We start from the raw sequence: 12,954 nt of genomic DNA on the forward strand, positions 1-12,954 counted from the left end.
GACCGGCTACTTCACCTCCCGTCTGATCACCCGCCCCGCCCCCAGCACCAGCGGCAGCAGCAGCCACAGGCTCTGTGAGACGGCCAGCCGGGCCCAGGCCCGGCCGGTCATCTCGGCGCCGGGTTCGCTGAGGGGCTCCGTGGTGCGGGCGGTGTCGAGCCAGTTCGCGGCACCGTCGAGCGCGGAGACGGTCTCGCCCAGGATCGCCCAGGTGATCGGCAGCAGGAAGAACAGCACGATCGCCAGCGGCGGGTTCAGGAACAGCATGCCGAACGCCACCCCGGCCCACACGCCGAGGACGGCCATCAGCAGCGTGGTCGCCAACATCGACGGCGGAACGCCCCACCCCGCGTCGGTACGGCCCAGGACCGCCCCCAGCAACCGGCCCGCCCAGGCGGACACGGCCGACACCACCAGGCACAGGAAGGCCAGCACGGCGCCGGCGAGGAGCTTGGCCGCGATCACCCGTTCGCGTTCGGGCACCAGCGTGAACGTGGTGAGCGCCGTTCGTTGAGACCATTCGCCGGTCACCGACAGCACCCCGAGGACCGGCAGCAGCACGGCGACGCCGCTCAGCGCGGCGCTGTACATCAGGGGCGTCGTCCGATCGGCGCGCGGGGCCGCGAACAGGACCACGCCCACCAGCGCGACGCCGATGAGGGCCACGCAGACCAGCAGCCACCGGCCCGCACGGGTGTCGACCATCTTGCGCAGCTCGACGACGGTCAGCGTGAGGAGCGACGGCGCGGTGGGCCGATCGACCTGAAACGTCGTGGCGGTCATGGCGCGGTCTCCCTCGGCTCGGCGGTCAGGGACAGGAACAGCTCCTCCAGCCCGCCCTCTCCGGCGGGCCGCAGCTCCAGCAGGACGGCGCCCGCCTTGGCGGCGGCGCGGCCCACGGCCTCGGCGTCCGCGTCGACGGTCAGCGAGCCGTCGACACCGCGCCGCGCCGGCAGACCCGACGCGGCCAGCACCTCCTCCAGCGGGCCGGGGTCGAGCGCCCGGACGTACGTCCCGCCGGGGGCCGTGAGGAGCTCCCGCTTGTCGCCCTGCGCGACGATCCGGCCGCCCGCGATCACCACGAAGCGGTCGGCGACGGCCTCGACCTCGCGGAGCAGGTGCGACGACAGCAGCACGGTGCCGCCCCGGTCGGCGAAGTCGCGCAGCAGGGTCCGCATCCAGTGGATTCCCTCGGGGTCCAGGCCGTTGGCGGGCTCGTCCAGGATCAGCACGCGGGGGTCGCCGAGGAGGGCCTGCGCGATGCCCAGCCGCTGCCGCATGCCCAGCGAGTAGCCGCCGACCCGGCGTCGGGCGGCGGCGGCCGGCAGCCCCACGTCCCGCAGCATCCGCCCGGCCCGTTCCCGGTCGACGCCCAAGACGTGCGCGGACAGTGACAGCGTCTCCCTGCCGGTGCGGCCCGAGTGCTGCGCGGCGGCGTCGAGCAGCACCCCGACGTGCCGTCCGGGGTTGGCGATCCGCCGGTACGGGACGCCCAGCACGGTGGCCGAGCCCGACGTGGGAGGGGCCAGCCCGCAGATCATCCGCATCGTGGTGGATTTTCCGGCGCCGTTCGGCCCGAGGAAGCCGGTGACGGTGCCCGGCTCGCAGCGGAACGACACGTCCGTGACGGCGGAGACGTCCCCGTAGCGTTTGGTGAGCTGGTCTACTTCGATCATGCGTCCAACGTGGCGGTGGGCCGCCGACCGCCGCCGCGGCCACCGGTCGACGTTCGATCGACCCCGGTCGACGCCCCTGCCGACCTTCGTCAGCCCGGCGGGCCGTCCTCCAGCGCGGCGTCGTGCACCAGCAGCGCCACCTGCACCCGGTTGTTGAGCCCCAGCTTGGCCAGCACCCGCGACACGTACGCCTTGACGGTCGCCACGCTCATCGAAAGTTCGCGGCCGATGTCGCCGTTGGAACGGCCCTCGCCGACCAGCAGCGCCACCGAGCGCTCGCCCGGGCTGAGGTCCTCCAACGCCCGCCGGGCCCGTTCGCGGCGGGGGTCGCGGGGCGCGTCCGCCAGGTCGCCGACATAGGTCATCATCCGCCGCAGCACCGAGGGGGACAGCATCGGCTCCCCGGCCGCCACCTGGCGGATCGCCCGGACGATCTCGGCGGGAGGGGTGTGCTTGAGCAGGAACCCGCCCGCCCCGGCGCGCATCGCCCGCAGGATGTGCTCGTCGGTGTCGAAGGTCGTCAGCACGATGACCTCCGGGGGCTCGCGGCGGGCGCGCAGCCGCTCCGTGGCGGCCAGCCCGTCCATCCGGGGCATCCGGATGTCCATCAGCACCACGTCGGGCCGGAGGTCGTTGACCGCGCCGACGACCTCGGCGCCGTCGGCGACCTCGCCCACCACCTCCAGGTCCTCGGCCCCGGCCAGCATCATGGACAGGCCGAGCCGGACCAGGGCGTCGTCGTCGACGATCAGGACCCGTAGGGGGGTGTTCATCCCGGAAACGGTAGCCACGCCCGCAACCGGAAGTCACCACCCGAGGTGCCGCCGTGCTCCAGCCGCCCGCCCACCAGACCCACCCGTTCGCTCAGCCCGATCAGCCCCGCCCCGGCACCGGGCAGCACGGCGGGGGCGGTGGAGCGCCCCACCGGCAGGGGATTGGCGATCTCGATGGTCAGCCCGTCGCCCGGCCGGCCGTCCACGATGATCCGGACGTGCGCCCCCGGCGCGTGCTTGCGCGCGTTGGTGAGCCCCTCCTGGACGATCCGGTAGGCGTGCCGGCCGACCCGGGACGGGATCGCGGGCCCGTCGGGGACCAGGTGCTCCAACGTGACGTGCTCGCCGGCCCGCCGGGACTCCGCGACCAGGGCCGCCAGGTCCCCGAGGGTCGGCTGGGGGCGTTCGGCGTCGTCGTCCGGGGACTCCCGCAGGATGCCGATCACCTCGCGCAGGTCCTCCAGCGCGTCGTGCGCGCACTCCCGGATCACGCCGGCCGCCCGGGCCTCCTCGGGGGGCAGGTTGCCCCGGTACTCCAGCGCCCCGGCGTGCACGGCCAGCAGCGAGATCCGGTGGGCGAGCACGTCGTGCATCTCGCGCGCCAGCCGCTCCCGCTCGTGGTGGCGGGCCTCCTCGACGCGCAGCCGCTGGCCCTCCTCCGCCTGTCGGGCCCGTTCCTGCGCGGCGACCACCAGCAGCCGCTGCGAGCGGACCAGCATCCCGAAGGAGACCATCACCACGTGCAGCAGCGTGACGACGAGCAGGGACTCCCAGTACGCGCGCTCGGAGGTCGTGTCGTCCAGCCGCCAGACCGCGGTGATCAGCAGGATGTGCCAGGCGGCCAGCGCGGCGGTGACCCGCCGGGGCCGGTGCACGGCGACGTTCAGCCCGGCGACCGAGGCGAGGCCGAGCCCCGTCGCCGACACGATCGCGACCACGCTCGAAGCCGCCGCCATCGTGCCCGGGAGGCGCCGCCGGAACAGCAGGAACACCACGGTCCACACCAGCCCGACGGACACATCGAGGAGGAGCGGCGGCAGATCGCCGGCGTTGGGGTCGGTGTGCGAGGCGACGACGAAGAACACGCCCACGGCCGCCGCCAGGGACACATAACCGAGGTCGGTGCCCCGGACACGGGGGAATCGTCGCGCCACTCCCACAACGTAGCCAATCCGCCGGTCAGCGGAGTATGGCCGGAAGTCGACGGGGGACCGACCTCGGTCGATCCCGGGACCGTCGGACGCTCGGATGGTCCCGGCCGCCGTCCACGCAGACGTCGGCGCCGTTGATCCCGCTCGCCCGGGGCGACCGCAGGAGGCCTGTGGCACGGGCATGACCTCCCACGTCATCGCCGCCGTGATCGGCCACCGGCTACCGTCGGTGTCGTGACGACGATGACGACCACCTCGTTCGGTGACGTGCGGCCCGTGGGGGAGCAACTGCGCGCCTGGCGGCAGCGGCGCAGGCTCAGCCAGCTCGAACTCGCCCTGGAGGCCGACGTGTCGACGCGGCATCTGAGCTTCGTGGAGACCGGCCGTTCCGTGCCGAGCCGCGAGATGGTGCTGCGGCTGTGCGAGCACCTGGACGTGCCGCTGCGGGACCGCAACCTGCTGCTCGTCTCGGCCGGATACGCGCCGGTGTACGCGGAGACCTCGATGGAGGAGCCCCGGATGGACTCCGTGCGGGCGGCGCTGCGCCAGTTGCTCACCGGTCACGAGCCGCACCCGGCGATCGTGGTGGACCGCTACTGGAACCTCATCGACGCCAACGCGGCGGCGGGCCTGTTCATGGAGGGCGCCGCGCCCGAACTGCTGGAGCCGCCGGTCAACGCGCTGCGGCTGAGCATGCACCCGAGCGGGTTGGCCCGGCACATCGTCAACCTGGCCGAGTGGCGGGCCCACATGGTCGACCGGGTGCGGCGGCACGTGGCCCTCACCGCCGACGAGTCGCTGGCCCAGCTCTACCGCGAGCTGCGCGACTTCCCCGTGGCGTCGGACGAGGACGCCCCCACGCCGCTGTTCCCCAAGCCGACCGGCAACGAGGTCATGGTGCCGCTGCGCGTCCGGATGAACGGTCGGGAGCTGTCGTTCTTCAGCATGATCGCGACCTTCGGCTCGCCGGTCGACATCACGCTGGCCGAGCTGGCCATCGAGTCGTTCTACCCGGCCGACGAGGAGACGGCGGCCTTCCTGCGCGAGCGGGCCGGGTGGTGAGGGCCGCCGAGGGGCGGCGGGCGGGTCCGTGATAGACACCGTGGCCGGGGAATCGTTCGCCGGATGAGGAGCGCGCGGTGAAGGTCACGGGCACGGTGCAGCATCAGGCGTGGCGGGACAAGGTGCTGCCACCGGTCGAGCAGGTCCGGCCGGGCCTGTGGTCGTTCCCGGTCCCGCTGCCGGACAACCCGCTCCGCTACGTGCTGGTGTACGGCCTGGAGCTGCCGGACGGCATCGCCCTGGTGGACGCCGGCTGGGACACCGCCGAGGCGTGGGACGCCCTGTGCGGCGGGCTGCGGACCGCCGGATACGAGGTCACCGACGTCCGGGCGGTGCTGGTCACCCATCTGCATCCCGATCACTACGGCCTGGCCGGACGGATCAGGGAGGCGTCCGGGGCCTGGGTGGCGCTGCACCCGGCCGACGCCGGGCTGCTGCGCGAGCGCTACCGGGACTTCGAGGGGCTGATCTCCTCGATCGGCGCGCAGATGCGGACGCACGGCGTCCCCGAGGAGGAGATCGGGCCGCTCGCCGACGCCTCCCGCGCCATCCTGCCGCTGGTCCGGCACACCGACCCGGAGCTGCTGCTGGAGGACGGAGAGCAGGTGCCGCTGCCGGGCTGGCGGCTGCGGACGGTGTGGACGCCGGGCCACTCGCCGGGTCACGTCTGCTTCCTGGACACCGACCGCAGGCTGCTGCTGTCGGGCGACCACGTGCTGCCCAGGATCACCCCGGCCATCGCCGTGCACCCGCAGCAGCGGCACAACCCGCTGGCCGACTTCTTCGACTCCCTGGACAAGGTCCGCGGCCTGGACGTGGAGGAGGTGCTGCCCGCCCACGAGTACCGCTTCGCCGGCCTCGCCGACCGGGTCACCGCGCTGGCCGCCCATCACACGACCCGGCTCGACGAGATCGCGCTCCTGGTCATCGCGGCCGGCGACGAGGGCGCCACCGCCTGGGACCTGGCCCGCCGGCTGACCTGGTCCAGGCCCTGGGAGCAGATCCGGCCGTTCATGCGGCGCACCGCGATGCTGGAGACGCTCGCGCACCTGGTGATGCTGGCCGCCCAGGATCGCGTCCAGGCCCCGGAGGGCGCGCCGGGCGCGCCGGTCCGCTGGCGGACTATGAGGCGATCGCCCGCTCCGGCGTCGTGAGCCCCAGGCCGGAGGCGTCGACGTCGGCCTCGTCGCAGCGCACCCGTTCGGGAGGGACGCCCAGGTCGTGCAGGGCGCCCACGGCCTCGGCCACCATCGGGGTCGGGCCGCAGACATAGGCGTCGTGCCCCTCCCAGCCGCCGAGCCGTTCGAGCACCTCGGACACGCCGCCGCGCTCGCCCTCCTCGCCCTCGCCGGCGGGCTCGTCCGAGATCACCGGCGTCACCCGCAGGCCCGGACGGCGGGCCTCGATCGCCCGCAGGCCGGGCAGGTCGTACAGGTCGTGCGCGGTGCGGACGCTCCACACCAGATGGACCGGGCGTTCGTCGTCCTCCGCCACGGCCTGCTCCAGCAGCGCCTTGAGCGGGGCCAGGCCCGTGCCCCCGGCGATCAGCAGCAGGGCGCGGTCGGAGGCCGGGTCGAGGGTCATGGCGCCCTGCGCCGGACCCAGGGTCAGCGTGTCGCCCACCGCCGTGTAGCGGACCAGGGTGCCGCTCACCCAACCGGCGGGCACCGCTCGCACATGCAGGGTGAGGGTGCCGTCCGGCCTGGGCGCGTTGGCCACCGAGTACGGACGCCACACCCTCGGCCACCGGGCCGTCTGCACCGTCACGTACTGTCCGGCGGTGAACGTCAGGGGCTGGTCGGGCCGGACGGTCACGACCGCGAGGTCGTGGCGGCGTCGGTCATGGGCGACGACCTCGGCGGCCCACCAGGGCGGGGCGTGGGCCGCGTCCGCCTCGGCGGCGTCGATCATGGCCGCGGCGGCGGCCGAGTAGGCCGAGGTCCAGGCGGCCTCGATGCGCGGGGTCCAGCCGGACCCGCCGAACCGGCGCAGCGTCGCGATCAGCGCGGTGCCCACCGCCGCGTAGTGCTCGGGCCGCAGGCCCAGGCGACGGTGGTCGCGGCCCAGCCGGTGCAGGTACCCCCCGAGCGCCTCCGGACGGTCCAGGTTCCACACGATCCTGACCAGCGCCTCCAGCAGGCGGTCGCGCTGTCCGTCCATCGCGGGCGGGAACAGCGCCCGCAATCGCGGATGTTCGGCGAACAGCCGGCCGTGGAAATAGGCCGTCGCCTTTTCCGCATCGGGTTCGATCAGCGCGAAACTCTCTTTGATGATTGTCGCGTCGGATGGCATAAGCCAAGCACCCCCCCGGCTCATTCACTCGGCCCGGTCCGCCTGGTGCGGAAGGCCCTCCTCGGCGCCCGCACCGGCGGCGTGTCCGGCTCGGTGGGAGTCTCGCACCCGAATGAGCCGACTCTCAACCGCTTCGCGACAGGATTGTGGAATTGGTCTTCGAGTCGGTGATTCCGGTCTTTGTTCGACGTCGTGATCCAAGGCGGAATACCGGGCGGTATTCTTTCCGGCCGGCACGCTCGGGGGTCACCGCGCGTAAGGGGCCCGGGCCGGGCGCCGCCGCGGCGGGTACGGTCGGTGACATCGGGCACGGGAGGGGGAGAAGGTGAGCGAGATCTCATCGACCCCCCGGGAGAGGATCCTCACCCCGTGTCGGCCCCGTCGGGCGGGGTCCGAGGCGCCAAGATCATCATTCATCGGGCGTCCGAAATCCGGCGGGATGCGCCATGATGACCTGACACCGGAACACCGGGCGCATCGATGAACCGGCCCGCGATCACCGCTCGGTACGGAAAGGAGGAGTCACGCATGACGAAGGGCACGACCGGGGCGGCACCTCAGGGAGATCCGCCCCTCATCGGCGTGACGACGTACCTGGAGGCCGCCCGTTGGGGAGTGTGGGTGCGCGAGGCGGCGCTGCTGCCGGCCTCCTATGTCCGGTCGGTCGAGCGCGCGGGCGGCGTCCCGGTGCTGCTCCCGCCGACGGCGTCCCTCAGCGGCGTGCCGGGCCTCGTGCGGCGGCTGGACGGACTCCTCCTGACCGGCGGCCCCGACGTGGAGCCCTCGCTCTACGGGGCCGAGCCGCACGCCGAGACCGGGGAGCCGCAGCCCCAGCGGGACCGCTTCGAACTGGCGCTGCTGCGCGCCGCGCTCGACGCGGGCCTGCCGTTCCTGGCGATCTGTCGGGGGCTCCAGGTGCTGAACGTGGCCCGTGGGGGCACCCTGATCCAGCACCTGCCCGAGGCGGTCGGCCACAGCGGACACGGTCCCGGGCCCGGGAAGGTCGGCGCGCACCGCGTGCGGATCAGTCCCACGAGCGGCGTCGGCAAGATCCTCGGGGAGGCGGCCGACGTGCCGACCTACCACCACCAGGCGGTCCACCGGCTCGGCGAGGGACTGACCGCGGTCGCGTGGACGGAGGATCAGGTGGTCGAGGCGGTCGAGGTGCAGGGCCACCGGTTTGGTCTCGGCGTGCAGTGGCATCCCGAGGACGGCGACGATCCGCGGTTGTTCGAGGCGCTCGTCGCCGAATCCGCCGGACGTTAGCCGCGACCCGACCAGGAGGCCCCATGGCACCGCAGCCCCAGATCGAGCGATTCCGTGAACTGCTGAGCCTGTGCGCGCAGCTCAACGGCGACGCTCCCACGCTGGAGGACCTGCGACGCCCGCCCTGGCCGACCGAGCGGCGGGCGCTGCCCGAGGTGCGCGACCTGAAGGTCGACGGGCCCGGCGGGCCGATCTCGGTCCGCCTCTACCGTCCGGAGCCGCCGTCCCGTGGCCCGCTGCCCGTGCTGGTGTACCTGCACGGCGGGGGATGGGTGGTCGGCGGGATCGAGCACGTCGACGAGGTCTGCCGCGAGCTCGCCGTCGGCGCGGGGTGCGCCGTGGTCAGCGTCGGCTACCGGCTGGCCCCCGAGCACCCGTTCCCGGCCGCCGTCGAGGACGCCTGGGCCGTCTTGTCCGACCTGACGTCCGACCCGGAGCGCTACGGCGCGGACCCGGGGGCCGTCGCGGTCGCGGGGGAGAGCGCCGGGGGCAACCTGGCGGCGGTCACCGCGCTGCGCGCCCGCGACGAGGGCGTCCCGCTGGTCCACCAACTGCTGGTCTATCCCGTCACCGACGCGGCGATGGACACCCCGAGCTGGTCGGAGTACGCGTCCGGCTTCGGGCTGGACGGCGCGATGATGGCGGCCTTCCTGGGCATGTACCGGGGAGACGCCGACGCCGACGATCCCCGGCTCTCGCCGCTGCGCGCCCGCGACCTGGCGGGGGCGGCCCCCGCCACGGTGATCACGGCGGGCTGCGACATCCTGCGCGACGAGGGCGAGGCGTACGCGCGGCGGCTGGCGGAGGCGGGCGTGCCGGTGGAGCTGCGCCGCTTCGACGACGCGGTGCACTCGTTCTTCCTGCTCCCCGAGATCTTCGACGCGGGGAGGGACGCCCGCGCCATGGCCGTGCGGGCGCTGCGCGCGGCGTTCGACTCGACGGCCGTGGTGGAGAACGCGCCGCGCTGACCCCGTCGGGCCGGGTCAGCCGAAGCGGCGCCGCAGCGCCGGCAGCAGTTCGGCCTCCGACCACGACAGGAAGTCCCGCTGCCGGGACGCGCCGACCTGGCACAGCGCGACGTGGGTGAACCCGGCCTCGGCGTACGGGCGCACCGCCTCCGCGTAGACCTCCGGGTCCGGCCCGCACGGGACGGTCCGGGCGACGTCCTCGAGCCTGACGTGCGCGGCGTGGGCGGCGAAGCCCGCCGGGCCCGGCAGCTCCGCCATCACCTTCCAGCCCGCGGTGCCCCAGCGCCACAGCCGGTGGGCGCGCTCCCGGGCGGCGTCCACGTCCGCGTCGTACGACACCGGGATCTGGCCGTACCGCGGCTTGCCCTCGCCGCCGGTCGCGACGAACTCCTCCAGGACCGCGGTGTCGGGCTCGGTCGCGACGATCGCGTCGCCGAACTCGCCCGCCAGCGTCGCCGCCCGCGGGCCCCCGGCCGCCACCGCGATCGGCACCGGACGGTCGGGCAGGTCCCAGAGCCTGGCGGAGTCCACGTCGAAGTGGACGCCGTGGTAGTTGACGTGGTCGCCGGTGGAGAGGGCCCCGATGATCTCCAGGGCCTCCGCGAGCATCTCGTGCCGGACGTCCACCGAGGGCCAGCCGTGGCCGACCACGTGTTCGTTGAGGTTCTCCCCGGCGCCCAGGCCCAGCGTGAACCGGCCGTCGGACAGCACGCCCATCGTGGCGGCCTTCTGCGCCACCACCGCCGGGTGGTACCGCATGGTGGGGCAGGTCACGAACGTCATCAGCGGGATCCGCTCGGTGGCGTGGGCGGCGGCGCCCAGCACCGCCCAGGCGTAGGCCGAGTGCCCCTGCTCCTCGATCCAGGGGGAGTAGTGGTCGGAGGTCACCGAGAAGTCGTAGCCGGCGGCCTCGGCGAGGATCAGGTCGGGGACCAACTGCTTGGGCGGCGTCTGCTCGCACAGCATGGTGTATCCGAACTCCATGCGCGCACCCCTACCCCCGGGGATCAGCCGAAACGACGCCGCAGCCGGTCGAGCCCGGACCCCAGCACGGCGCTGTCGAAGGTGGCCGTCATGGCGTGCTCGTCGGCGGGATCGGCGGCGAACTCGGCCTGCCACTCCACGAACGCCTGCCCGGTGTCGGTCACCGGCGCGACCCGGATCGTGGCGCGGCAGTCGCGCACCGGCAGCGGCGACTCCAGGATCTCGTACGAGCAGGAGCGGGCGGCGTCGTCCAGGCCGGTCAGCCGCTCCCGGAACACCAGGTCGCCGATCCCGATCAGGCGGCGCACGCAGCCCACCCGGTCCGGCGGGCCGCCGTCCTCGATCGCGCAGGTCGCGATGCCGACCCGCCAGTCGGCCAGGTTGCCGAAGTCGCGGAGGAACGTCCACACCTCCTCGGCGCTCGCGTTGATCACGACGCTGGCGTACGACCTCGGCACGGCGTTCTCCTCGGGCGTCGGGGGCGGTTCGACGTCCCCATGATCGGCCGAGGGGGTGACGTGGGCAACACCCCGTCCCGGACGTCACGGGGCGGCGTCGGGCCCCCCGTGGTCGGGCTCCCCGTAGTAGCGGGTCACCAGCCGGGCGATCACCCGCGCCACCCGCTCCGGGGGGTCGGAGGGCAGCAGCGCGTGGCTCATCGTCAGCCGGACCACCGCGTCGACGACCTCCTGGAGGGCGTCGGGCCCCTCGCGGTCGAGCCGGGGCCACTGCGCCGTCGCGTGCTCGATGATCCGCGTCCGGGCGGTGAACAGCACCGGCTCGGCCTGCGTGGTCAGCAGCGGCAGCAGCTCCTCGGCCCCGGTGCCCGTCAGGACCGCCTTCTTCACCGGGTCGTCGGCCGACATCTCCAGCGTGAACCGCACCGCGGCGGCCACCGCCGAGTACAGGTCCTCGTGCTGGGAGAGCACCTGGTCGATGCCGTCGAGGTACTGGTCGTTGTCGCGGATCACCAGGGCCCGGGCGAGCCCCCACTTGTCGCCGAACTCGTTGTAGACGGTCTGTCTGCTGACCCCGACGGCGTCGGCGACGTCCTGCATCCGAACGCCCCGGTAACCGCGCAGCGTGAGCAGCTCGGCGAAGGCGTCCAGCAGCGCGTCGCGCAGGGAGCGCCCGTCCGTGCTCATGGCCTCCTCGCCTCCGTCCCCATATCCGTCTCCCCTACCTGCCGCATTACCTTATGCTCCGCCTGCCGATGTCAAGCGGCGGCACGCGTTCCCCCGGCGCCCGATCACGGTTCGGTTGCGCGCAGATCATGAGCCTTGTGGCACAGAGGGTCATTTCGTACGTTCGCTGTGAAAAGGGTGCCCCTTGCGTCACGCACCGTAACCCGTCGCCGGTCCCGCCGACCCGGGCGCCGGCCGGCGGGCCGATGAGTTCGAGGAGTCGCCATGCCCGAGGTCAGACGCCGTGAACTGCTGGCCGGCGCCGCAGCCTTCGCCGGGTTCGCCGCCGCCGGATTCGGTCCCGGGACGGCGGCGGCCGCCACGCGGCGGCGTCCGGGCGCGAGCGGAGCGCCCGCGTTGACCATGGGCGACCGCGCCGTGGTCGCCAAGGTCGACGCCCGCCGGGCGCTGCGGCATCTGCGGGTGCTCAGCGACGACATCGGCTGGCGGATCGCCGGGACGCGGGGCGAGCACCGCGCCGCCCGCTACGCCGCCGGGGTGCTGCGCGCCCTCGGGTACGACGTGGCGCTGCAGCCGTTCCCCGTGGCGGACAAGTACCTCGCCGAGATGCGGGCGCGTGGCGTCCACTGGCAGTGCAGCGCCTCCCCGCAGGGCGCACTCGGCGCGGCCAGGGGCGAGGTGGTCGACCTCGGCGCGACCACGGACGTCACCGAGGACGTCACGGGCGGGCTCGTGCTCTTCACCCGCGTCACCGGTGGCGAGACCGCCCAGGCCAAGGCGGCGGCGGCCAAGGGCGCCGCCGCCGTGCTCATCGCGAACGTGCCGCCGGTCGCCTTCCCGGAGCGCAAGGCCGCCGCCTTCACCCCGACGCTCACCGAGAACGTGAGCGTCCCCGTGCTCGGCGTGGCGCAGTACCACGGTGAGCGGATCCGGGGCGGGGTGCGCGAGCTGTCCCTGGAGGTGACCCTGCACAGCGGCCTGACCTCGTACAACGTGCTCGCCGAGCGGCGCGCCACGCTGCCCAACCCCGAGGGCAGGGAGGTCATCGTCAGCGCCCACTACGACAGCGTGCCCGGCTCGCCCGGCGCCAACGACGACGGCAGCGGCACGGTGCTGTGCCTGGAGCTGGCGCGGGTCCTCCGCAGGCTCCCGACCCAGCAGACGCTGCGGTTCGCCCTGTGGGGCTCGGAGGAGTACGGGCTGATCGGCGCGCGCCATTACGTCAAGGAGCTGACCGACGAGCACGCCCGGCGGATCAGCGGCTGCTTCCAGAACGACATGGTGGCCACCAGTCACCCGCCGGCCGGGACGTACTGGCTGTTGTCGGTGGACGGCGCCGACAACACCACCACGGCCGCCGTCGCGGCGGCCGCCGACCGGCTCGGGTACCGGGGGCAGACCAAGGGGCCGACGGCCCGCGGGTCCAGCGACCACGAGGCGTTCCACGAGCGGGGCATCGCCGCCGGGAACTTCAGTTGGCGCGGGGGAGAGGCCCCCAGTCAGTTGGAGCCGATCTACCACACCCCCGAGGACACCATCGCCGCCAACATCAGCCTCCAGCGGCTCCAGGTGTCGCTGGAACTGATCGGCTGCGCCGCCTACGACGTGGCGCGCGGCTGAACGGGCCCGACGCCGTC

General features: G+C 73.8%; 13 protein-coding genes. 5 read left to right on the forward strand and 8 right to left on the reverse strand.

Annotated elements, in window-relative coordinates:
* Nucleotides 1-6 precede the first annotated feature (6 nt).
* The 4 genes from DFJ69_RS28015 to DFJ69_RS28030 form a co-directional block, all read right to left on the reverse strand.
* Nucleotides 7-783 carry an ABC transporter permease gene (locus DFJ69_RS28015; protein WP_116025346.1) on the reverse strand — a complete coding sequence of 259 codons (777 nt, stop codon included), beginning with the start codon at nt 781-783 and terminating at the stop codon, nt 7-9.
* A complete protein-coding gene (locus DFJ69_RS28020; RefSeq protein ID WP_116025347.1) occupies nt 780-1,676 on the reverse strand; it encodes an ABC transporter ATP-binding protein in 897 nt (298 codons plus the stop codon). The genes DFJ69_RS28015 and DFJ69_RS28020 overlap by 4 nt, the downstream gene beginning before the upstream one ends.
* A gap of 89 nt (nt 1,677-1,765) precedes the next feature.
* Complete coding sequence (locus DFJ69_RS28025) at nt 1,766-2,449, reverse strand: response regulator transcription factor (protein ID WP_116025348.1); 684 nt, start codon at nt 2,447-2,449, stop codon at nt 1,766-1,768.
* Nucleotides 2,446-3,603: a sensor histidine kinase gene (locus tag DFJ69_RS28030; RefSeq protein ID WP_245974612.1), complete on the reverse strand. Its 1,158-nt coding sequence runs from the start codon at nt 3,601-3,603 to the stop codon at nt 2,446-2,448. The genes DFJ69_RS28025 and DFJ69_RS28030 overlap by 4 nt, the downstream gene beginning before the upstream one ends.
* A gap of 240 nt (nt 3,604-3,843) precedes the next feature.
* Here DFJ69_RS28030 and DFJ69_RS28035 point away from each other — a divergent pair, with 240 nt between their 5' ends.
* On the forward strand, nt 3,844-4,662 hold the full coding sequence (locus DFJ69_RS28035) for a helix-turn-helix domain-containing protein (RefSeq protein WP_116026981.1): 819 nt from the start codon (nt 3,844-3,846) through the stop codon (nt 4,660-4,662).
* Nucleotides 4,663-4,739: 77 nt separating this feature from the next.
* The gene (locus DFJ69_RS28040; RefSeq protein ID WP_116025349.1) at nt 4,740-5,816 is read left to right on the forward strand and encodes an MBL fold metallo-hydrolase; all 1,077 of its coding nucleotides are present in this window, start codon (nt 4,740-4,742) and stop codon (nt 5,814-5,816) included.
* Here DFJ69_RS28040 and DFJ69_RS28045 read toward each other — a convergent pair.
* Nucleotides 5,785-6,954 carry a globin domain-containing protein gene (locus DFJ69_RS28045; protein ID WP_116025350.1) on the reverse strand — a complete coding sequence of 390 codons (1,170 nt, stop codon included), beginning with the start codon at nt 6,952-6,954 and terminating at the stop codon, nt 5,785-5,787. The genes DFJ69_RS28040 and DFJ69_RS28045 overlap by 32 nt on opposite strands.
* 528 nt (nt 6,955-7,482) lie before the next feature.
* Between DFJ69_RS28045 and DFJ69_RS28050 the strand changes: the two genes are divergently transcribed.
* Together DFJ69_RS28050 and DFJ69_RS28055 are read left to right on the forward strand one after the other, a co-directional pair.
* Nucleotides 7,483-8,220 (forward strand): gamma-glutamyl-gamma-aminobutyrate hydrolase family protein, encoded by a 738-nt coding sequence (locus tag DFJ69_RS28050; protein ID WP_116025351.1) that lies wholly within the window; start codon nt 7,483-7,485, stop codon nt 8,218-8,220.
* A 23-nt stretch (nt 8,221-8,243) separates the two neighbouring features.
* Nucleotides 8,244-9,188 carry an alpha/beta hydrolase gene (locus DFJ69_RS28055; RefSeq protein ID WP_116025352.1) on the forward strand — a complete coding sequence of 315 codons (945 nt, stop codon included), beginning with the start codon at nt 8,244-8,246 and terminating at the stop codon, nt 9,186-9,188.
* 15 nt (nt 9,189-9,203) lie between these two features.
* Here the strand turns inward: DFJ69_RS28055 and DFJ69_RS28060 are convergent, their stop codons facing one another.
* The 3 genes from DFJ69_RS28060 to DFJ69_RS28070 form a co-directional block, all read right to left on the reverse strand.
* Nucleotides 9,204-10,172, reverse strand: a complete 969-nt coding sequence (locus tag DFJ69_RS28060; protein WP_116025353.1) for a TIGR03557 family F420-dependent LLM class oxidoreductase — start codon at nt 10,170-10,172, stop codon at nt 9,204-9,206.
* Nucleotides 10,173-10,195: 23 nt separating this feature from the next.
* Entirely contained in the window at nt 10,196-10,630 is a 435-nt protein-coding gene (locus DFJ69_RS28065) for an SRPBCC family protein (RefSeq protein WP_116025354.1), read from the reverse strand.
* An 84-nt stretch (nt 10,631-10,714) separates the two neighbouring features.
* A complete protein-coding gene (locus DFJ69_RS28070; RefSeq protein WP_116025355.1) occupies nt 10,715-11,317 on the reverse strand; it encodes a TetR/AcrR family transcriptional regulator in 603 nt (200 codons plus the stop codon).
* Between the two features lie 264 nt (nt 11,318-11,581).
* Here DFJ69_RS28070 and DFJ69_RS28075 point away from each other — a divergent pair, with 264 nt between their 5' ends.
* Nucleotides 11,582-12,937: a M20/M25/M40 family metallo-hydrolase gene (locus DFJ69_RS28075; RefSeq protein WP_116025356.1), complete on the forward strand. Its 1,356-nt coding sequence runs from the start codon at nt 11,582-11,584 to the stop codon at nt 12,935-12,937.
* Nucleotides 12,938-12,954 lie beyond the last annotated feature (17 nt).

This window comes from Thermomonospora umbrina (genome assembly GCF_003386555.1).
In the GTDB taxonomy this organism is placed as follows: domain Bacteria; phylum Actinomycetota; class Actinomycetes; order Streptosporangiales; family Streptosporangiaceae; genus Thermomonospora; species Thermomonospora umbrina.